Raw genomic sequence first — 20,621 nt, 5'->3', positions numbered from 1 at the left:
CTAAAGTTAAGGCTTAATCTTTTTTAATAAATTTGCTGAATGATTATAAGAAAGAAAGAACACTGGTTTAAAATGCTTTTTGTATGGCAGGGATCTGTGCTACCGACAGTTCTTCCACGATTAATTTTACTTCTTATTATGTCGATTTGTGTGGTATGGTTTCGTGGGACTATTTTCTCATTCAAGGTTCCCCTAAATCCAACACCTTTAACTTTATTCGGATTCGTCCTTGCTCTATTCCTTGGTTTTCGCAACAGTGTTAGCTACGATCGCTTTTGGGAAGGGCGAAAACTCTGGGGTGCCTTATTAATTGATACCCGATCTTTGGCACGTCAAGCGCTAACCTTACCAAATGTCGAGATGGACAATAAGCTTACAACTGACTTTATTAAGTTACTTATATCATTTACATACGCTTTGAAACATCAGCTCAGAGGTACAGATGCCGAACAAGATCTAAAAACCCGTTTAAATGAAGAACAGTTTAAGATGATTTCAACATCAAGATTTAAACCTATTATGATTATGAAGCTTATGGCCGAATGGGTTAAAAATGCTAAAAGAGATCATAAAATTGACTCCATACAACAGGCTAGATTTGACGAGAATCTGGATAAATTATCCGATATAACTGGAGGTTGTGAAAGAATTATATCTACGCCTATTCCATATAGTTACCAAGTATTACTACATCGTACTGTCTACCTATACTGCTTTCTATTGCCCTTCGGTTTGGTAGATAGTTTGCAATGGCTCACACCATTGATTGTTGTTTTTATTGCATATACGTTTGTTGCTTTTGAAGCTATTGCCGAAGAGATTGAACAACCTTTTGGCACCGAAGCAAATGCTCTTGCTCTGAATGAAATGTGTATAACAATTGAAACCACTTTATTAGAGTTGGTTGGAGAAAAACTGCCTGAGGTTAAAGTTAAAAATGGTGCTATTGTGGATTAATCAATGTTGATTTTCTATAATTTCATTTTTTAGGCTTACCTAACAATATTGCGTTAGCAACTTTCCTTTCTCCTTTATGATCCCATTTTTTATTATCTGTAGGATAATTTACGACTCCATTATCAGGCTGTCCTTTAAGCCAAAATGTTGTAGAGCCGCCTCCATCAAGATTAATTCCATCATTAGCATTTAGCCACTTCATTATCTTGCTGAGCTCAAAAAGACTCATTCCTGCGGAATTTTCATTGCGCCCATCTACAGTGATCAGCAAAATTCTTTTGTTCTTAGTCTGAACTATCGCTGTACGAGGGTGCCTTGCAAGAGCAAATTTTGAGGAATCTAAATCTTCTTGCTTACCCCTAAGAAAAAGCAAAGGTCCGCTAAGCATAATATCCTCTCCCTTTAACCTTTGTTCCCAATCTTCAGAACCATCCCATTTTTGAATGGAAATTTTCCCCTTATTAATAACTACTGCTGCAACTTGATGTTTTTGATCTCTTTTTCCAACTGACGAAAGTCTATTCTCCGTTTCCACTTTTCCATCAACTCTAATGTAATCTATCGATCCTCCTTTTTTTACATCGAAAAAAGTACCGTTAATTCCTGCAATGGCTCCACTTCTATTGCCAAACTCTGAAACTGGTTTAAGCTCAATTTCCTCAAAACCTATAAAAAAATGATTTCGTTTTCTAGGTTTCACTTCTAGAATATTGATGTTTTGGTTAGTTCCAAAAAGTTCATTATTTTGAAAGTTATGGTTTTTCCAAACTATCCCTCTTGCAATTTTTTGGCTTTCAAAAGTTGCATTCACAAACAATACAGAATCTTTATCCTGCGCAAGCACAGAAAAGGTGATGGAAAAAGTGATAATATGAAATAATATCCCTTTTCGTAAATTTTTAATCTCAAGCATGTGTTAATGTATTTATTTTAATGCAATTTTAAAAGGAAACAAACTATATTAAATAGCTAATTATTAGACCGTAATATGAATGAAAATCGTGACAAAGCCAATAAATTATTCTTGATAGCCGGATTTTTCACAGGATGGTTTGCTTTAATAACACAACTTTATCTCACTATCGTAAATAATCAAATCCCTGCGATAGAATCTATTATCAGGTATTTCAGTTACTTCACTGTTCAAACGAATGTTATGGCGGTATTGTGCTTTACCTTTTTGTTATTAAACTTCAATCAAAAAGAAGAGGCTTTTTACTCAAAGCCAAAGATTTTGGCAGCCATAGCAGTTTATATCAGTATAGTTGGAATAGTCTACAACTTGATCTTACGCTTCACTTGGCAACCAAAAGGATTACAGCTTGTTGTAGATGAACTACTTCATGTATTTATACCTTTTCTTTTCTTGCTATACTGGCTTATTTTTGCTCCAAAAAAGACTTTAAAATGGGTTAATGCTTTCGAATGGCTGATGTATCCATTTGCTTATTTAGTATTAGTTCTTCTAAGTGGCTCGATTTCTGGTTTTTACCCCTATCCATTTATTGATGTAAATACAATTGGATACAATAAAGTCATCTTAAATAGTTTTTATCTCTTAATCGTTTTTCTGGTATTATCCTTAATATTTATTTGGGTTGGAAAACTGATTACAAACAAAAAAACACCAGTGACCAAAGTCAAATGATCTTCACACTACCCTATCTAAAAGTTAATCAGCTGATTTGCAGATACAAAGACTTAATCTTATCTTTATAAGAGGCAGGTACATTCTGATGTAATGTACCAGATTGAAATTAAAGGTGAGGGTGTATAGTATTTGTTTGAACAACTTCTAACTTAAAAACTATAAACATGAATTTAATTGAACTGTTGAAGAATGAGGTGAGTGATAAAGTCATCTCATCTTTAAGCCAGAAAGCTGGCGTAAGCGAGGATCAGGTAAAAACTGGTTTCTCTGCTGGTATCCCAGCCATATTAGCTGGCATCCTAAAAAATGGTGCGGGCGGAAATTCAGGCTTTCTTGGCAACATACTGTCTGGTATTACCGGTTCAAGCCCCGATAACAATCCTACAGATTTATTAAATGGCAGTGAGGATTCTTTATTAGAAAAAGGAAAATCATTGCTAGGTGGTCTATTTGGTAATGACACCAACGCAGTAACGAACTCACTATCTTCATCTACAGGTCTAAGTCCTGAAAAATCTACAGGTTTATTGGCAATGATTGCCCCATTAGTTACCGGATTTATTTCAAAAATAATGGCAAGTAATGGATGGAATTTCAAAGATTTATTGGGAAAAATATTCGAGAGTAAAGCAGATATAACAGCGGCACTGCCACAAGGTTTAGGAGATTCATTAGGCCTTGCTAATATAAAAATGCCTGAGGTCAACATTCCTAAGGTTGAGATTCCTAAAGCACCTCCTTTGAAATATGGCACTGTTCAAGAACCAAAATCGGGAGGAGGATTCCTAAAATGGTTAATACCCATTCTCATTGTATTGATTGCTGCATGGTGGTTAATGAGCAGATCAGGTTGTAATGAAACGAAAATGGAAGGGATGACCGATACATTATCGACGCGTGTGGATTCTATAGGAAGTAGTATAGAAGCTATAGGCAGTCGTATAGATTCTAGTCTCGGCAAATTAAATGAGGCAGGAGATTTTGTCAGAGATTTAGGTGCAACAATCAGTAAAAAACTTCCTGACGGAGCCGAGATCAGCATTGCTGAAAACTCAATAGAAAACAAATTAATCTCATTTATTGAAGATAAAGATAAACCAGTTGATAAAACGACCTGGTTTACATTTGACAGATTGTACTTTGAAACTGGTAAAACTACTTTAAAACCAGAATCACAAGAACAATTAAAGAATATGGCTGCCATCTTAAAGGCTTATCCAAATGTACATTTGAAAATGGGAGGATATACAGACAACACCGGTGATGCCTCTTTAAATAAAACATTATCTAATGATAGAGCTAATGCTGCAATGCAAGAGTTAGTAAAATTGGGTATAGATGCGAATAGATTATCTGCTGAAGGTTATGGACCAGAACATCCGATTGCAAGCAATGATACACCTGAAGGTAGAGCAAAAAATCGTCGTATTGATGTACGCGTTAGTCAGAAATAACATTTAAAATTCCTGATGATACAATTAAAGTAATTATTGCTATGTTTCATAAAACATAGCAATAATTATTCTACTTGTTAAAAAATTCACCAAAATGCCATAGGATACCGGAGGGGTCATGTAAAAAACATTCTCTGCCCCAATCTTCCGTCCTTACTGGAATCAACCTTACATTTTCGTACTTACTAGTTAGGTTTAAGCCAAGTAGTTCATCATAAAACTCATTAGCATTTTCTACCTCAATAAAGATCATCGTATTATCTACCCAATCCTGCACATAGGCATCCTGTAGATAAAATCCTACTTGTCCATTCTTATACAGACACATATTTGGTGTTAAGATTACCTCCTCAAACCCTAAATCACGGTAAAAGCTCTTAGAAAGTTCAAAATCCTTTGCACCAATAAAGGGACGAATTGATAGTGTTTTGAGTTCCATTTGTTGAATTTAGTCCTTATCTATTAAAATCTCAAGTTTTAAATTAACACCAATGCTTCCAATATAGTTTCATAAATATAATTCAAATCGGTTTCGCTGATACAATAAGGAGGAACCAGATAAATAATATTTCCAAGTGGCCGCATCAAAATCCCTTTACTTAAAAAGAAGGGATATAAAATATCATGCATTTCACTAAAATAAGAAGTATGCTCATTTGTTTTCCATTCCATAGCGAAAATAGTTCCTTGCTGACGAACCATTGCTACTTTTGGATGATCCTTTAGTTTCTTAGCAAAAGCTGCATGCTGATCACAAATTCTTGCGATATTACTTTGTGTTTGATCTTCCAAAAGTAAATCCATGCTAGCTAATGCTGCAGAACAAGCCAGGGGGCTTGCTGTAAAGGAATGCCCATGAAACAACGCTTTAGTTTTATCATTTGAATAAAAAGCATCATAAATTTCCTGAGTGCAGGTAGTCACTCCTAAAGGCATTGTCCCCCCCGTTAATCCTTTGGAAAAACACATCACGTCAGCAGCGGTCGACAAGTGATTCGCAGCAAACATTTTGCCGGTTCTTCCGAAGCCTACAAAAATCTCATCTTGAATCAATAAGATTTTTTTACTCCTGCAAAATGCCAACAATTCACTTAAATCTTCCGCTTTGTGCATCAGCATCCCTCCTGCTCCCTGCACTAATGGTTCATACACAAAGCAGCATATATCTTCATGAGAATTAATGATATTTTTAATATCATCCAAATTAGATTCTGTCGGCACATCGATAAAAATCACATCGAATAGCATCCCTCTAAAAGGCTCAGTCCATGTCCCGCGTCCACTAACAGACATTGAACCAAATGTATCACCATGATATCCATTTTTAAAAGCCAGAATTTTATTCCTGCTTTTCCCTTGATTGTAATCAAATTGCAAACACATTTTCAACGCAACTTCAACCGCTGTTGATCCATTGTCGGTGTAAAAAACTTTTTGCTGATTCTTTGGTAAAAGCTGTAGTAATCGTTCCGAAAGTTCAATGGCCGCTTTATGTGTAAACCCAGCAAAAATCACTTGTTCTAAAGTGTTTAATTGCGCTGAAACTTTTTGGGTTATGTAAGGATGAGCATGTCCATGTAGGGTAACCCACCAAGAGGAAATTGCATCAATATATTGTTTACCCTCATCATCATACAAATAAGTTCCTTTTCCCTTAACAATAGGAATAACATCCTGCGCAGTTTTCATTTGCGTATAAGGATGCCAATTTACCTTTTTATCACGTTCCTTTAATGTGAGCATACTGATTTTGCTTCTTTCACCATAGGCTTTAAACCTAAGTTTGCCAACATCTGCATATCTTCCGTAACGCCAGGATTTGGAGTTACCAATAAAGTTTCCCGTTCTCCTGTAAAAATAGAATTTGCACCTGCCATAAAACACCAGGCCTGTTCTTCTTCATTCATTTCAATTCTTCCTGCACTTAAACGCACCATAGAAGCCGGCATCACTATTCTTGCAGTGGCAATCATTCTAACCATATCCCAAATTGGCACTTTCGGATTATTCTCCAATGGAGTTCCCTTCACACGGGCCAATGCATTAATCGGAACTGATTCTGGATGTTTTTCCATATTTGCCAATGTACAAAGCATAGAAATACGGTCTTTATCTGTTTCCCCTAAACCAATAATACCCCCAGAACAAACCGTTATACCTGCTTTTCGTACATTATTAATGGTATTAATACGGTTGTCAAACTTTCGCGTTGATATGATATCATCATAAAACTCTTCAGAAGTATCCAGATTGTGATTATAAGCATACAATCCTGCTTCCTGCAATCGAAGCGCTTGTTCTTCAGTTAGCATTCCTAAGGTACAACACACCTCAAGTCCCATCTCATTTACACCTTTCACCATTTCGATAATTCTGTCGAAATCGCTATTGTTGCGCACTTCACGCCAGGCTGCTGCCATGCAAAACCTTGAAGAACCACTGTTTTTTGCTTTTGTTGCATGAGCTAAAACAGTCTCTGTAGGTAACAAAGCCTGAACTTTAATGTCAGTATGATAACGTGCTGCTTGTCCACAATAAGAACAGTCTTCAGGACAACCTCCTGTTTTTACCGATAATAAGGTGGAAATCTGCACTTCCTCTGGATTGTGATAAGCTCTATGAACCGTTGCAGCCTCATACACCAATTGCAATAAAGGCTTATTATAAATGGCTAATATTTCATCTTTTTTCCAGTCGTGTCTTAAATTTGCTGTCATTTTATTTTACGATATTTGTTCGGTAATCACTTCTAATACTTCTTTTGAAATCGCAGAAAACCAATTCTCATTTAATTCTGTTTCCATTTCCACTACTTTATCAGCATACTCTTTCCAATTGGGATGAAACTTTTCCAATTGTTGAATCATTTCTTCCAGATGCCCTTCTTCTTCAACGATTATAGACCTTACCATCACCTTACTTTGATTCCTTGTTAAAACATCTTGATAAGCTGGATATAAAGCATCCGCCCGAACTTCAATAGCATATGTAACAAACAAATACGATGCGTACTTCAAAGCATCTCCGCTCAAATCAAATTCCTTCTTCAAAAATCTGGCACATTTCAGGTCCAAACCGTTGAGGTAATGAAAGGTTTCGCGTGCTGCCAGCAAATCTTTAGCTTCATAAAATGGACAGGCTAATACATCAACTTTACTGATTTGTTTTTTCAAATAATATGCATGTCTATGTTCCTCCGCAGCATGTTTCAACTGAATTAAGTCTACCGAATTAGCTTGCTCACAAGCAGAAATTTTCCTGGCTCCTACATTTTCTAAAAAAGACAAAGTATTAAGCCACTTTGCATGTAGAATATTATTTTCTACAACATATTGAAGTATTTCATCCATCTTTTTCTGTTTGCATCAAAACTCGTAACTTTCCGCCCGGTTACAAGGTGCCGGTTTTAAGATTATGAATAGTCCGGTTAGATTCCCTTTTACTTCATTTGTACAAATTCAACGTGATTTAGAAACGCCTATTTATCTACAAATCGCCAATCATATCATAAGTGCAATACAAAGAAGAATTCTTAATCCAGATCAGAAACTCCCAGGGGCACGTACTTTAAGTAGCGAACTCGAGGTACATAGAAATACCGTTACCGCTGCTTATGAAGAACTCAGTCAACAAGGTTGGATAGACATCCAACAAAACAAGGGCGCCTTTGTACTTCCATTTTCAACCAAAAACATTAGCAAACAAACAAAATCAATACAAGATGACAGTCATTATCCTGAGAAAACAGGATTTCCATTTCAAAAATCCAATCTTTTAGACAATCCATTTGAGTACATTCCTTGTGATTTTGTATTTAATGATGGAACACCCGATATCCGATTAACGCAAATTGAGGATTTATCACGTTTCTATTCCGCAAATATGAAACGTAAAAGCAATCGCAAGAAAATGGGGTATTATAATCAGGAAGGAAGTGAGTATTTCAAAAAACATCTCTCCAATTATTTGAATGTATCGCGTGGATTTCATATTTCCCCTCAAAACCTACTGATTACACGTAGTATTGAGATGAGTTTGTACATCATTTCTGAACTATTATTACAGGCTGATGACCTGGTTATTGTGGCCGAGCTTAGCTATTTTTCAGCCAATATGATTTTCCAAAAATCCGGAGCCAGAATTCAATCCATACCCATAGATGAAGAAGGTTTATGTATCGATTCATTGAAAGAGATCTGTAAAGAACAAACACCAAGAATGGTATATGTTACTCCGCATCATCATTACCCTACAACAGTCAGCTTGTCATCTAAAAGACGCTTAGCCCTTTTAGAATTAGCTAAAGAAAAGAGCTTTATCATTGTTGAAGACGACTATGATTACGATTTTCAATATGAAAAACTAAACAATTTACCACTTGCCGCAACAGACAACTCAGGAATGGTTGTTTATGTAAGTTCCTTTGGAAAATCCCTGGCACCCGGATTCCGCACTGGTTTTATAGTAGCACCAAAGAATCTAATGGTTGAAATGCAAAAGTACCTTGGAGTTATTGACCGTCAGGGTGATGTATTAATGGAACAAGTATTAGGCGAAATGATTGATGAGGGCATCATTCATCGTCATTTAAAAAAATCTTTGAAAATATATCGAGAGCGTCGCGATCACTGTGTAAAACTATTGAATTTGCATTTAAAGGATTGGGTAGATGTTGATATTCCTACTGGAGGACTAGCACTTTGGTTGCGCTGGAAAAAACCAGTAAACCTAATGCAACTCAGTCAAAAGTGTCAGAAAAAACAGTTATTTATTCCCAAAACATTATTATATCAAAACAAAAATATTACCGCCATTAGAATGGGCTTTGGTCATTTGACCTTTGATGAAATGGAAAATTGTTTGCTCATCATCAAAAGTGTGTTAAAAGAAATCTAAAAAGACTAATCAGTAACCAGCTTTTGAAATGCATCTCTTGGAGTTCCATCATTTACATATATAATCCCACAATAGACGAAACCACTATTCTTAAGAAAATTCTGCATTGGTAAATTGTCGTGATTTGTGTCGACCCTAACATTCTTGATCCGACTAAATGCAAAATCAAAGGCATTTTTTGCAACTCCTTTTACCTTTCCAGATGAGGCCAATCGGTGTATCACTCCATATGGACTATTATTGATCCAAGCCCCTTTTTCAATTACTTTATAGTTTGGATCAGGATCATTCCCCTCCATAAAACAAAAATAACCAACTATTTCCATATCCACCAAACATACAAAAGCATGTTGATTGTGTATATCGGTCTGTATGACTTCCTTTGACGGATATCCATTGATCCATTGTGTATGATTACCATTTTTGCGCATAATACTTTTCGCCTGCTCAATAATGAGCATGATCTGATCAACATCTGCTAAATCGGCCGCAATAATCTTCATGGGTAGTTTTAAATTGTTTTCGTATTCAAGCACCTAAGTTATTAATAAAAGCTTACTCCTATGGCTAATATTCATCCTGGAAATAAAAAAATACATATTTTTTACTATTTTGCGTTAAAATCATCATTATGACCCTCTTAAGCACCCAGAATATTAAAGCTTTTGTTGCTTTATTCGCTATTACTTTCTTAATAGCCTGCTCCAAAAAGAATGAACCTACAAATGGTACAAATCAAAAAACAACTATTCAGGGAGCGGTTGAAAAAGGGCCTTTTGTTCGAGGATCAGTTGTAACAGTTTATGAACTAAATTCAGAATTGAATCCAACCGGGAGGTCTTTCAAGTCAGAAATACTGGATGATAAAGGAAACTTCTCCTTATCTGATATTGAGTTAGCATCTAATTATGTTCAACTATCGGTAAATGGTTATTATTTCAATGAAATAAATGGAAACCTTTCCACATCTCAAATCACACTAAATGCTATTGCCGATATTACTAACAACAAATCTATAAATGTTAATGTACTGAGTCATCTTGAAGAGAAAAGAGTAAGATCTTTGATGAAAAAAGATAAGAAAAGTTTTAGTGAAGCAAAGAAACAAGCACTAGCTGAAATTTATACATCTTTTTATGTTAAAACTTCACCAACAACAAGTAGTGAATTGCTTTCATTGACCAAAAACGATGACAATTCTAATATTTTATTAGGTATCTCTGCTGCATTATTGAATATATCTCAATCAGATAATGCAAAATTAACAGAACTTTTGAGTATCCTATCTACCGATCTTGATGACAATGGATCAATAGATGAATCATTAAAGCAAGCTATAAAACAGAGTTTAGAAGGTTTAAATTCTAAAACGATATCTGATAATCTGAAGAACCGATATAAGGCGCTTAACATTACCTTAGTCGATTTTGCTATCGATAAAGCCTTTTCTGTTGAGATTAAAGGAGGAGGAGGAGATGTAATAATTGATGATAATTTTTTTAAAGACGAGGCCTCATATTCAGCTGCTCATAATGGTGTGTTGCAAGCTACTATAGACGCAACTGAACAACATTTCAAACTTGAAGGATTATATAGCAAAACCATCTCAGGACAACCGCAAAACAGCTTGTACCGACATGATGTTATCCCTAATAATCCTGAAGTATCTAGTTTGTTTTCTACTTTATACAAAAGTATAACCAGGGCAAATACTGTAATTGATCATGCAGAAAAATCTGCATCTTTTAAATCATTTAAGTATAAATCCTATCCATACTTCGCTTATAACTACTGGGTTTTAATGAATTTATGGGGAGCCGTTCCATTCGTTAATAGTAAAAACTATCAAGATTTGAGTCCCCGTGCCAGAACGACCATAAAGGAAATATCTGAATCTTTAATTGCGGGTCTTGACGAAGCGATTCTAAACTTAGGAAATGAAAAGGATGGCGATTTTGCAAAAGTTGTGGCAGCGAAAATAGCTGCTGATAATGGAGATTATTCTACTGCTAAAAAGTATCTGAATCAAATTATCGATAGTAAGAAATATACTTTAGCAAGTAAATCTCAAATTCATACAACGGCTAATGAAAGTATTTTTGGTGTTGATTATGACCGATCAAGTTATAACGTAAAACCTATCACTTACAATTTATATGGTAAGGGGAATTATCGTAGTGTAATCAGATATACTGATGTCCTTCTTCTTTCATCTGAATGTAATCTAAAATTAAATAATAAAGAGGAAGCTATCAACTTACTAAACCTGGTTCGCGTTAGAAATGGAAAAGGAAATATTCCTTCAAACGAAAGCAACATTTTATCTCTATTACAAGAAGAAATAACAGATGATCTTAAAAACGAAGGAGTATTTTTTGCTTTCTTAAAGCGTAATGGCCTGGCAGAATCAATCTTAGGTATTCAATCTTATCAAAAGCTGATGCCAATACCTCAAATAGAAATGATACGGAACGCAACTCTGATGCAAAATCCAGGCTATTAATTCCCTTGGATAGTACCAAGGCCTAACTACTATGGAGATAAAATCTATCTTTTTCGCCCCAGTAACCTAATAACAGAACCTATTCCATTATGATAAAGTCCCTCATTGAGTTGAACCTCCTCTTCAGTTAACTCTAGAATCTCAAAATCGGCAAAATCGTCCTTAATCTCTTCAATTGAAAACAACATGGCAGGATCAGTCGGTCCTCCTACGTCTTTATTTTTTGCGAGATAGTTTAGGTGATTCTTACTAAAGGCTTCAAAAATAACATGGCCACCCTTTCGCAAATTCCTGCTTAGAAGGTGGTGATAGGCTGATTTTATATCAGCAGGGAAATGAGCATAAATCAATGCAATTGCATCGAAGCTCTCATCAGCATATCCTAACTCTGGTAAAAACCCGATTTGGTAATCGATTTCTACCTGATTTGCATCAGCAAGCAACATTGCTTTTCTTTTTCCCTCAATACTGATATCAAAAGCAGAAACCTTCCAACCCTGACTGGCGGCAAATACTGCATTACGGCCCTCTCCTTCAGCTGCAAAAAGAATTTCTCCCAGAGGTAATTTTTCTAACTGGGATTTTAAATAATTATTTGGATTGATACCATAGGCAAATTCGTCCTGTTTATAGCGCTCATCCCATTTTTGCAACCAGATTTCTTTCATATAACTCAAAATGACTAAATTAAGACCTGGAATCATATTGGCATGTGAGCATTCCAACGTCTAGTAAACAAATGTATCTGAATAGTTTTATTTTCCTTGTAAGCTACATAGAAATGACTTTGGTTATACACAATAGTTAATCCGCACGATTGTCGAAAAATGATCTTTTAAACAGTGTCCCCAACTGAAATATACCTCTTCTAATTTTTTATAGAAAAAATCTTATTTAACAAAAACATATAACATGATTATAAAAACCAATTTTCACATCATAACTGGTGGCCCAGGAGGTGGAAAAACAACTTTAATAAATGAATTGCAACAGAAGCAAATAAACGGCATTCCTGAAGTGGCCAGAGAGATTATCAAAGATCAATTAAAAAATAATGGTCAGGCTCTACCTTGGAAAAATGCAAAAGAATATTCAAAATTAATGCTTTCACATTCTATTCGGGATTATGTCAAACTCCTAGACACCAAAGATCTTTACTTCTTTGACCGAGGTATTCCAGACACCTATGCCTATGAACGTTTAATGAAATTTGATGATGATGAAAATTTAAATCTCATTGCAAATAAGTACAGATACAATAAAGCAGTTTTTATTCTCCCTCCCTGGGAAGAGATATACATAATGGATAGTGAACGAAAACAAGATTTTCAGTTAGCTAAGGAAACCTATAACATGATAAAAGATACTTATGAACGTTTAAATTATGATTTAATTGAAGTACCATGTTTAGCTGTTTCGGAAAGAGCAGATTTTATTTTGAAAAGACTAAATCATATATCTTTTTAATGGTTTCATCACAAAAAAATTATATTAAAAAATGTGTCATGGATACTTTTCCACTATTTTGCCATCTGCTATGCGCATGCCGTGCATGATAAAGGTAATCTGCAAAAGCACCATTAATGACGTCTAATACATCTGAGATATCTTGTTCTTTTAATTTACGTATCTGCACCGTATATATTTTAGGATTATTTAAAATTTTCAATATTTAAACAGCATTCCTGTAAAGTTTCAATGAATTTAGCTACATGAAATCCGTCACATACCGCATGATGAACCTGAATTGCCAAGGGCATCAAAATATTGTTTCCATCTTTTTGGTATTTCCCTATCGTAAAAGAAGGCGCAAAATAATCGGTAAAATCGGCAATATTTAGGTTAAAACTGTCAAAATTAATCCACGGAATTGCAGATACATTAAAATGATTCTCGGGTGCTTTTTCCGGAAAAAAACGATAATCGTTCTGGTGCTGTGCTACCGTTTGATCGTATGCTTTTATAAACTCCGTCAATTCCTCGGTGTAAGGGGACGAAAGTGCGGAAAAAGTTTCAGTTTCCGGATGCAGGACAGTGTACACCGGATCTACCCGATCCCACACAATTAATTCGCCATCTTTCATTGCCATTTTAAATTCGCGATGTTTATTTGCTGCTTTTGAAAGCAGATAAATAATCACGGGATAAAATTTATACTCCTGTTCCTTTATAAAAGGAATTACCTGTGAAATATCGAGCTTAAAAGTAAGACTGAACCCACATTTTACAGCACTACGATAAGCATTAAAGTGCTCTTTCCGTTTCCATTCTTCAATATTAATCCTTTGATATGTTGCATTCATTCTTAAGATGCTATGTTTAATTTTTTATTGACTTTGTCGGGTTTCTGTTTCCCCGTCAACTGACATTAATTCTTACCGTATTTTGAAAATCCCATTACGGACTTCCTCGATTGATTTTGTATTTTCAAGAGATAACTGGCTCATGAGTTCGCAACACCTTCCAAAAGGTGGAACGGTAAATTGGCTACAAATATCATTTTTTTACTTTTGGTTTTAACAAATGTATCTTAAAATTCAAAACTAAATGAATGCATTAATATGCACATATTGACTTATACAAACCAACACCATGGCAATGAGTCAGCAGGATACCAACTGAACACCAACCTCCTTTCTATACTTTTCTTTATATTTGATTTATGAAAAAATTATTAATGCTCTTGTCAGTTGCTGCTATAGGCCTTTCCTCCTGCAAAAAAGACGAACAAAAAACTACAAAAGTTACTTATAGTATAGAATGCAAGGAACCGCTCACGCACGTAGTTGGCTCATGGTCTAAAACAGTTGAACATACTCCTGACAAAAAACACTATATGGGCGTGTTTATAAATCATGAAACCGGCGAAACACAGCGTGTAAAAGCTTCGATAACATCTGATTCAAACAAAAGAGTATCATTTGACGAAATACTGACTACAAAGCTTTGGGAAACCAGTAAATCGTTAACATTAATTCTATAATCAATTTTCACTCGTAACTTATACGATTTACCAGCCTGATGAAATAAATATAAAAATTTATAGAAATTTATGCTTAGTCAATGATCTGGTTAAATATGTGCTATAACACGAATGTTATCTAATTCGATAAACCACATTATGTGCCTCCCACAACGCGGGTACTTCTAGTTTACGAACCAACTTATCTATCACTCCTGCTGGCACTACGGCATCTCTGTTTTTATTCTGATTGTGCAAACTATGATAAGGCACCTCAATATACACGATGTTTACTTTTGCTTTATAAGTTAAAAACAGATCAATCAACTGCATACGCATCTGACTCGTTGTATTAGTCGCATTCCACACAAAAGATTGTTGCTTTCTCAAGAAAACCCTTGCTCGCTCTTTTGCCTCCTGTATCACGCGTCCATTACCCACCTTATCAGTTGGAGATATCCCTTTTTCATTACGAATACCATCCAAGGAAATAATCGGCCAATCATTGTAATGCGCTTTAATATAGCTATCCTTTCCTGCACCAGGCAAACCACACATCAGAATAACTTCCGCTTCTGGTGTTTCAAACGGAATATAATCCAGATAAGCATCCTCATTTTGCATATAGTACATTTGTGCCTGATTTGACTCAAATCGTCGCGCGTTACCCCAACATTGATTTTCTTTACAATACTCTTCAAAACAAGCGATACGATACAACATCTCTTCCTGATCGTTGCAAATACGCCCTAACATATCAGCTCTTGCCAGCAAGCACAGCCATTCCAAATTAACTTCCATACTTGCTTTAACTAAAACTTTCAAAGGATCAGATTTTTCGAATAACCAGATAGGCAAGCCATGATACCTGACTAAGCCTACAATTTGTTCGCGAATCGCAAAAGGTGCAGGTTCATTAAAGTACAACAGCTGTCTGGCAAACTGCGCTCCTTTGCGTGCATGTCCATTCGAGGTAATGCTCCCATCAGTTTCATAAACCGTCGTGCTATATTTCTCTACATCGTGCAACAAAGCCGCAGCCCACAAAATCTCCCGATCTTGTGCGGATAGCTTCTGAAAAGTTGCTTCATTTTGCAAAGCTTTCAATACCATTTGCGTATGTATTGCCACATCACCTTCTGCATGATAACGAGGGTCTTGTGGTACCTCTTTCATACGATTCACCCAATCAAATCGACTTTCGAGATTTGCCCATTGTTTGTTTTCACTAATAGTCCACATAACTACCTCCTTCGTATAATAATGACGCGCGTTTCCAGTTTTTTGTCCAATGTTCGTCTGTTTTAACATGTCCTTTACGCACATATTTAAATACATTTTGCGCAAAATCATCTACGGTATATTCGTCAGCATTCCTAGTAACGATCCCTTCCATAGTCGTTTTTGCTTTGTGTTGAACATCATAAGGTTCAAACGCACCTGAACCATTAACAAGGGTTAACATTTCCCTTTCAAACAGTTCTTTATTTTCCGGTTTTTTTTGCATTTTAATAACAGGAACTGTGGGCAAATCAAGAAGATTAGCATAAAACTGAGTTTCTTCCCAGCTTAACCAACGATCATGCTCCCTAACTCCGAACACATAAAAATGATGGTCTAAATTGCGATATTCTATAGAGTGGATTGCGTACAGGTTTTCCATAAAGAACTCCAGGTTGCCCAGATCATATTTAACGAGTTGCCAAAAACGTCTGATACTCTCTGTCCAGGGCGATGTAGTTGGAGCGGCATGTGAACGTGCAAATACACCATATCTTGACAAACAATTATTCTCTCCGTCTAGTTTTTCAGTATGTATTAGCGTCGGTATTTGTTGTAAATATTTCCAATAGTCGTGCTGAATCCTATCATCGCTAGTGGTTCCCGGCGAAAACGGATAATGAAAAGTACGACCATATTTTTGTGAAATAGCCATATTGTAATAAGTAAAATTTAAAAAATAATAATTACTCCCTCCCCGGCTGGGAAAGGTCATTTAACATTGTATGCGAAATGATATTACATGATTCAAGACTTAAACGGTTGATGTATTTACAAATATATAGTTTTTCTTCTCAAAAGACATTTTTAACGACTTTTCTACAACTTTTAAGATTGAAACATGGATCCTAAAATTTTAACTGACAATTAAAATTCAGGCACAAAAAAAGCCGTTCTTCTTATCGAAAAACAGCTTTCTAAGCAGTGGACCCAACTCAGCGCTTCTTGAATCATTTCTTATCTGATTTACGTTTAATTGGTGATTTGGGTAAGAAAATTTAATCAAACTTCAATGTTGCTTACAATAATGCGTTTAAGTCAATTCAGAACTCAGTGCGTTCCAAATCTTCCTTTAATCGTAAGGCTTTAATGGGATTTATGAGCTTCTTTAAACAAAAACATACATAAATTATAAAATCCAGTTAACTTTGATAGTATCATATGATACTATCAACATGAGTTATATAAAACCTCCATACCACATTACAAGTGAAATACTCAACTTATTAGCTAAGATTTCTGAAAAAATTGGTGAATTAAATGCAATACAATTAAATAGGCCTCCTGCTGAACTTAGAAAATCTAATCGTATAAAAACTATACAGTCATCATTGTCAATTGAGGGAAACACATTAACAGAAGAACAAATCACTGCCTTACTGAATAACAAAAGGATACTTGCCCCTGAAAAAGATATTATAGAGGTTAAAAATGCAATTGAGGCATATGACATACTTAATAATTTTAAGCCACTTAAACTTAAATATCTATTAGATGCGCATAAAATATTGATGAAAGGACTAATTCCGAATGCCGGTAAATTTAGAAGTGGGAACGTAGGTATTGTTAAAGGTTCAAAAATTACTCATGTAGCTCCTCAGGGAAACATGGTTACAGGTTTAGTTAACAATCTTCTGGACTATGTTAAATACGATGATGACCCCATATTAATAAAAAGCTGTGTATTTCACTATGAATTTGAATTCATCCATCCGTTTAATGATGGAAACGGACGTATGGGCAGACTATGGCAGACTTTATTATTAATGAACCAATATCTTGTTTTTGAATATCTCCCAGTAGAAAGCATAATCAAAACGGAACAAAATAAATATTATGAGGCATTAAACAAATCAGATAGCTTAGGACATTGTACTCCTTTTATTGTCTTTATGCTCGAGAGTATACTTAAATCCTTAAATTCTTTGTATCATTTACCAAATGTTTCTCTACAGGAAGAAGACCGGATTTCTATTTTCAAAGAAGTCATAGGCCAAAAACCTTTTAGCCGTAAAGATTATCTACAACATTTTAAAAGTATCTCTTCAGCAACAGCAAGCCGCGATCTTAAATCTGCAACTGAAAAAGGAGTTTTAAATAAATCTGGAGAAAAACGACTTAGCAGTTACAACTACAATTAACCTTAAACAAAAAGCCGTTTTTCTTATCGAAAAACGGCTTTTTGTTTGGTGGACCCAACTGGGCACTTCTCGAACCATTTCCTATCTGATTTGCATTTAATCGCAGATTTAGTAAAAAAACTGCATAGACCTTCCTACGTATAGTTATAGAAAGGGAACTTAAAAGTGAATAATTTAAAAGAATTCAAATTATCAAATACTCATCGTCAAAAACGAAAAAATGAATTTGATTAGTAGAATTAGTTTATGTCAATCAATAATTAAAACTCACTACAGGCGTACTTATGAAATCATTAAATTCAATTATCTCATAAACCAGCCTCTTATTAAAAAATGAGGGAATGGTGAGAATTTTTTATTGATGTGAGATTAATGTTTTGCAACTTTAACGTGTGCCCGAATTATAGAATTCCTTTCCGCCCAAGTACAAACCTAATTAATTTGCAGAAAGTGAAGTGAAAGCACTTCGCTCGGGCATAGATTAAACTTGCTGTTATAGGCTGGCGTATTATACACTTTGAATTATAATTTTAATTTGTTATCACATTCCGATTCTAAATTTAGGGAATAAAGTCTTTTAATTATTTTTTGGTCTGTTCCTCCATACCTAACGGCGGAAACACAGGAGACAGCAATTGCATTTATTGCCTGTTCAATTTCTTCTTCTGTCTCAGGCTGTCTAATAAAATAACAACCTCCGCCAGAATGTGCCATTAAGCCCATTGCCTCTACTTCAGGTGCACCACATAAAGTACAAGAATCCTTTTCAACATAAAAGTCGCCTTGTACATTTAGTTCATGCCTAGGTCTAGGCCCTGTTGAGTATTTAGGGCTTGCATTTATTGAACGTCTAAATAGATTTTTAAAAATACTCATGTCTAATATTCAATAACCTAACTAGATTAAAACTTAAACTTACCTAAAATACCACAAACAAAAAAGCCGTTCTTCTTATCGAAAAACGGCTTTTTGATTTGTGGACCCAACTGGGCGTTTCTCGAACCATTTCTTATCTGATTTACGTTTAATCGCAGATTTGTCCAAATTAAATGGATTATAATGTATCTAACCAATTATTCATTAACTTAAACTTTCATAAACAATGCTAGTTCTTCCATGCTCAAAAACGTACTAAAAAGAATCTCTGAACTATCTGTAAAATCTGGAGATATTGAATTGTCAAATAAGCAAATTGAATCTAATTGGATGGGAAACGATCCTGCAAAAATTGATGATATAGAGTCAGCTGAAAAAAATCTCGGCGTTAGGCTCCCACAAGATTATAAAGACTTTCTTTTAATATCTAATGGATTTGCGGCAACAAGAAATAATACAGAGCCCAGATTTGAAACTATAGAATGTATTGATTATTTAGTCAACATTGATAGTTATATAGTTGAAATATGGAATCAAGAAAGCTTAAAAGACATTGGCCAAGAACTAGCAAGAGCTATTTTAATTGGAGGTATTAACGAGGAACAGTACTTTCTGATCATCCCTCCAAAATCATCTAAGGACAAATGGAAATATTGGAAGTTTGCTTCTTGGATTCCTGGCAAGTTCCCATTTGAAAACTTAATTAATTATTTCACAAGTGTATTGGAAGACCTGGAAACAGAAAATTAGAAACGAAAAAAGCCGTTCTTCTTATCGAAAAACGGCTTTTTGTTTGTGGGCCCGACTGGGTGCTTCTCGAACCATTTCCTATCTGATTTATCTTTAATCAGCGATTTGGTAAAATTAAGTTAGCTTTCCATAGTTATATAATGAAGCTCCTGATCTTGTGTTGTGTTTACAACTAAAACATACTGTGAAATTTCCTCATCTAGTCCAAAATCAGAAACAGTAAAAATTTCATCATTATCGGGATAAAAGCCAATTCTTCTCAAGTCTAAAATAGACAGTAACTGTTGATCTTTCTTTAGACTTTGATCTGTTTTCGAGAGAAGCGGAAGTAATTCTTCATCAACTTCATCAAGGTGAAAATCCAGAAATTCTTGCACATTGTTTCCAGCTTTGAAATCATCTTGAATGAAACCATTTAGTTTACCAACAAATTCCGGTAATTTTTCAAGTATAGCATTAACTTTTAACAGCCGACTTTCAGCTATTGAAGTATTATCAAAGTTAAGATCTATCTGTATTTGGCTACCTTCAAACTCAATATCTATCGAATAATACTCTTCGAGCTCATTAGGTTTTAATTCTTCAAAATAATGTAATTTCATCTCATTATGGGTTTTAACGGCTATTTAATTTATCTTCAATAAGCTTTATTAATTCTTTATTCTTACTTTCTTTTGCTGCTGAAAGTGTCGTATTTCCGTTTCCATCATTATCATTAATATCTGCCCCATTCTCTAATAGTAACATAACAATTTCTTTATTTCCATTTGATGCTGCATACATTAAAGCTGTGGTATTAAAACCATCTTTCCATTTGATGTCTGCTTTTTTTGCAATTAGCAATTTTACTATGTTAATATCTTTAATCCCTGTTATTAACATATTTACTTTCATCCAGGGTCCTGCTGACTTGATATAATTTGGGTCAGCCTTATCGTTTAAAAGTTGCCTTACAGTTGAAGTGTCACTTTTGATAATTGCCTTGTAAAGTTTTTCATTGTTGTCTTGTCCATATGCACAGATAGTCATACAGAAGATTGCTAATAGAATTGTAATTGTCTTTTTCATTTTTAACTCAAGCTGTTAATTAGCTCTAACCTATGGGTTATGTTTCATATTAGCAAGTGATACCGCCCGCCATTTGTTCAGT

At 35.0% G+C, this 20,621-nt stretch carries 23 protein-coding genes; 9 read left to right on the top strand and 14 right to left on the bottom strand.

The features are described from left to right. The first annotated feature begins 39 nt into the window (after positions 1–39). Entirely contained in the window at positions 40–957 is a 918-nt protein-coding gene (locus WC623_RS08790; RefSeq protein ID WP_372850045.1) for a bestrophin family protein, read from the top strand. Between the two features lie 22 nt (positions 958–979). On the opposite strand, the gene WC623_RS08785 is transcribed toward WC623_RS08790, so the two are convergent. Continuing rightward, positions 980–1,870: a phosphodiester glycosidase family protein gene (locus tag WC623_RS08785; RefSeq protein WP_372850043.1), complete on the bottom strand. Its 891-nt coding sequence runs from the start codon at positions 1,868–1,870 to the stop codon at positions 980–982. Between the two features lie 75 nt (positions 1,871–1,945). Between WC623_RS08785 and WC623_RS08780 the strand changes: the two genes are divergently transcribed. Together WC623_RS08780 and WC623_RS08775 are read left to right on the top strand one after the other, a co-directional pair. After that, positions 1,946–2,605, top strand: coding sequence for a Pr6Pr family membrane protein (locus WC623_RS08780; protein WP_372850041.1), 660 nt, complete (start codon positions 1,946–1,948; stop codon positions 2,603–2,605). 167 nt (positions 2,606–2,772) lie between these two features. Next, positions 2,773–4,062: a DUF937 domain-containing protein gene (locus WC623_RS08775; RefSeq protein WP_372850039.1), complete on the top strand. Its 1,290-nt coding sequence runs from the start codon at positions 2,773–2,775 to the stop codon at positions 4,060–4,062. Positions 4,063–4,132: 70 nt separating this feature from the next. Here WC623_RS08775 and WC623_RS08770 read toward each other — a convergent pair whose 3' ends face one another. Genes WC623_RS08770 through WC623_RS08755 form a run of 4 tightly spaced genes read right to left on the bottom strand, consistent with a single transcriptional unit; the run spans position 4,133 to position 7,412 of the window. Continuing rightward, positions 4,133–4,501: a glyoxalase gene (locus tag WC623_RS08770; protein WP_372850037.1), complete on the bottom strand. Its 369-nt coding sequence runs from the start codon at positions 4,499–4,501 to the stop codon at positions 4,133–4,135. A gap of 38 nt (positions 4,502–4,539) precedes the next feature. Further along, a complete protein-coding gene (gene bioA, locus WC623_RS08765) occupies positions 4,540–5,805 on the bottom strand; it encodes an adenosylmethionine--8-amino-7-oxononanoate transaminase (RefSeq protein WP_372850035.1) in 1,266 nt (421 codons plus the stop codon). After that, positions 5,793–6,779 carry a biotin synthase BioB gene (gene bioB / locus WC623_RS08760; RefSeq protein WP_372850033.1) on the bottom strand — a complete coding sequence of 329 codons (987 nt, stop codon included), beginning with the start codon at positions 6,777–6,779 and terminating at the stop codon, positions 5,793–5,795. The genes bioA and bioB overlap by 13 nt, the downstream gene beginning before the upstream one ends. A 6-nt stretch (positions 6,780–6,785) precedes the next feature. Beyond that, on the bottom strand, positions 6,786–7,412 hold the full coding sequence (locus WC623_RS08755; RefSeq protein ID WP_372850031.1) for a hypothetical protein: 627 nt from the start codon (positions 7,410–7,412) through the stop codon (positions 6,786–6,788). Between the two features lie 64 nt (positions 7,413–7,476). Between WC623_RS08755 and WC623_RS08750 the strand changes: the two genes are divergently transcribed. Continuing rightward, entirely contained in the window at positions 7,477–8,958 is a 1,482-nt protein-coding gene (locus tag WC623_RS08750; protein ID WP_372850029.1) for a PLP-dependent aminotransferase family protein, read from the top strand. Between the two features lie 5 nt (positions 8,959–8,963). Here WC623_RS08750 and WC623_RS08745 read toward each other — a convergent pair whose 3' ends face one another. Next, a complete protein-coding gene (locus WC623_RS08745) occupies positions 8,964–9,461 on the bottom strand; it encodes a hypothetical protein (RefSeq protein ID WP_372850027.1) in 498 nt (165 codons plus the stop codon). A 128-nt stretch (positions 9,462–9,589) separates the two neighbouring features. On the opposite strand from WC623_RS08745, the gene WC623_RS08740 reads away from it, so the two are divergent. Then, the gene (locus tag WC623_RS08740; protein WP_372850025.1) at positions 9,590–11,461 is read left to right on the top strand and encodes a RagB/SusD family nutrient uptake outer membrane protein; all 1,872 of its coding nucleotides are present in this window, start codon (positions 9,590–9,592) and stop codon (positions 11,459–11,461) included. A 44-nt stretch (positions 11,462–11,505) separates the two neighbouring features. Here WC623_RS08740 and WC623_RS08735 read toward each other — a convergent pair whose 3' ends face one another. Continuing rightward, complete coding sequence (locus tag WC623_RS08735) at positions 11,506–12,129, bottom strand: class I SAM-dependent methyltransferase (protein WP_372850023.1); 624 nt, start codon at positions 12,127–12,129, stop codon at positions 11,506–11,508. A 244-nt stretch (positions 12,130–12,373) separates the two neighbouring features. Between WC623_RS08735 and WC623_RS08730 the strand changes: the two genes are divergently transcribed. Continuing rightward, on the top strand, positions 12,374–12,928 hold the full coding sequence (locus tag WC623_RS08730) for an AAA family ATPase (protein WP_372850021.1): 555 nt from the start codon (positions 12,374–12,376) through the stop codon (positions 12,926–12,928). Positions 12,929–12,947: 19 nt separating this feature from the next. On the opposite strand, the gene WC623_RS08725 is transcribed toward WC623_RS08730, so the two are convergent. Next, positions 12,948–13,097, bottom strand: a complete 150-nt coding sequence (locus WC623_RS08725) for a hypothetical protein (protein WP_372850019.1) — start codon at positions 13,095–13,097, stop codon at positions 12,948–12,950. A gap of 16 nt (positions 13,098–13,113) precedes the next feature. Then, positions 13,114–13,764: a type A chloramphenicol O-acetyltransferase gene (gene catA, locus WC623_RS08720; protein WP_372850017.1), complete on the bottom strand. Its 651-nt coding sequence runs from the start codon at positions 13,762–13,764 to the stop codon at positions 13,114–13,116. Positions 13,765–14,123: 359 nt separating this feature from the next. Here catA and WC623_RS08715 point away from each other — a divergent pair, with 359 nt between their 5' ends. Then, positions 14,124–14,444, top strand: a complete 321-nt coding sequence (locus WC623_RS08715) for a hypothetical protein (RefSeq protein WP_372850015.1) — start codon at positions 14,124–14,126, stop codon at positions 14,442–14,444. Positions 14,445–14,558: 114 nt separating this feature from the next. On the opposite strand, the gene WC623_RS08710 is transcribed toward WC623_RS08715, so the two are convergent. Next, positions 14,559–15,734 (bottom strand): AAA family ATPase, encoded by a 1,176-nt coding sequence (locus tag WC623_RS08710; RefSeq protein WP_372850013.1) that lies wholly within the window; start codon positions 15,732–15,734, stop codon positions 14,559–14,561. Further along, complete coding sequence (locus WC623_RS08705) at positions 15,652–16,359, bottom strand: RNA ligase family protein (RefSeq protein WP_372850011.1); 708 nt, start codon at positions 16,357–16,359, stop codon at positions 15,652–15,654. Before WC623_RS08705 ends, WC623_RS08710 begins: the two co-directional genes overlap by 83 nt. Positions 16,360–16,879: 520 nt before the next feature. Between WC623_RS08705 and WC623_RS08700 the strand changes: the two genes are divergently transcribed. Beyond that, positions 16,880–17,845 carry a Fic family protein gene (locus WC623_RS08700; protein WP_372850009.1) on the top strand — a complete coding sequence of 322 codons (966 nt, stop codon included), beginning with the start codon at positions 16,880–16,882 and terminating at the stop codon, positions 17,843–17,845. Positions 17,846–18,367: 522 nt separating this feature from the next. On the opposite strand, the gene WC623_RS08695 is transcribed toward WC623_RS08700, so the two are convergent. Continuing rightward, positions 18,368–18,721, bottom strand: a complete 354-nt coding sequence (locus WC623_RS08695; RefSeq protein WP_372850007.1) for a ferredoxin — start codon at positions 18,719–18,721, stop codon at positions 18,368–18,370. A 240-nt stretch (positions 18,722–18,961) separates the two neighbouring features. On the opposite strand from WC623_RS08695, the gene WC623_RS08690 reads away from it, so the two are divergent. Further along, on the top strand, positions 18,962–19,471 hold the full coding sequence (locus WC623_RS08690) for an SMI1/KNR4 family protein (RefSeq protein WP_372850005.1): 510 nt from the start codon (positions 18,962–18,964) through the stop codon (positions 19,469–19,471). Between the two features lie 119 nt (positions 19,472–19,590). Here WC623_RS08690 and WC623_RS08685 read toward each other — a convergent pair whose 3' ends face one another. After that, positions 19,591–20,073 carry a DUF2004 domain-containing protein gene (locus WC623_RS08685; RefSeq protein ID WP_372850003.1) on the bottom strand — a complete coding sequence of 161 codons (483 nt, stop codon included), beginning with the start codon at positions 20,071–20,073 and terminating at the stop codon, positions 19,591–19,593. A gap of 13 nt (positions 20,074–20,086) precedes the next feature. Beyond that, positions 20,087–20,539, bottom strand: coding sequence for an ankyrin repeat domain-containing protein (locus WC623_RS08680; protein ID WP_372850001.1), 453 nt, complete (start codon positions 20,537–20,539; stop codon positions 20,087–20,089). Between the last annotated feature and the right edge of the window lie 82 nt (positions 20,540–20,621).

The sequence above is a fragment of the Pedobacter sp. genome (assembly GCF_041645105.1).
Classification (GTDB): domain Bacteria; phylum Bacteroidota; class Bacteroidia; order Sphingobacteriales; family Sphingobacteriaceae; genus Pedobacter.
The sequence above is the reverse complement of the archived record's forward strand: the minus strand, read 5'-3'. Positions and strand labels throughout refer to the sequence as shown.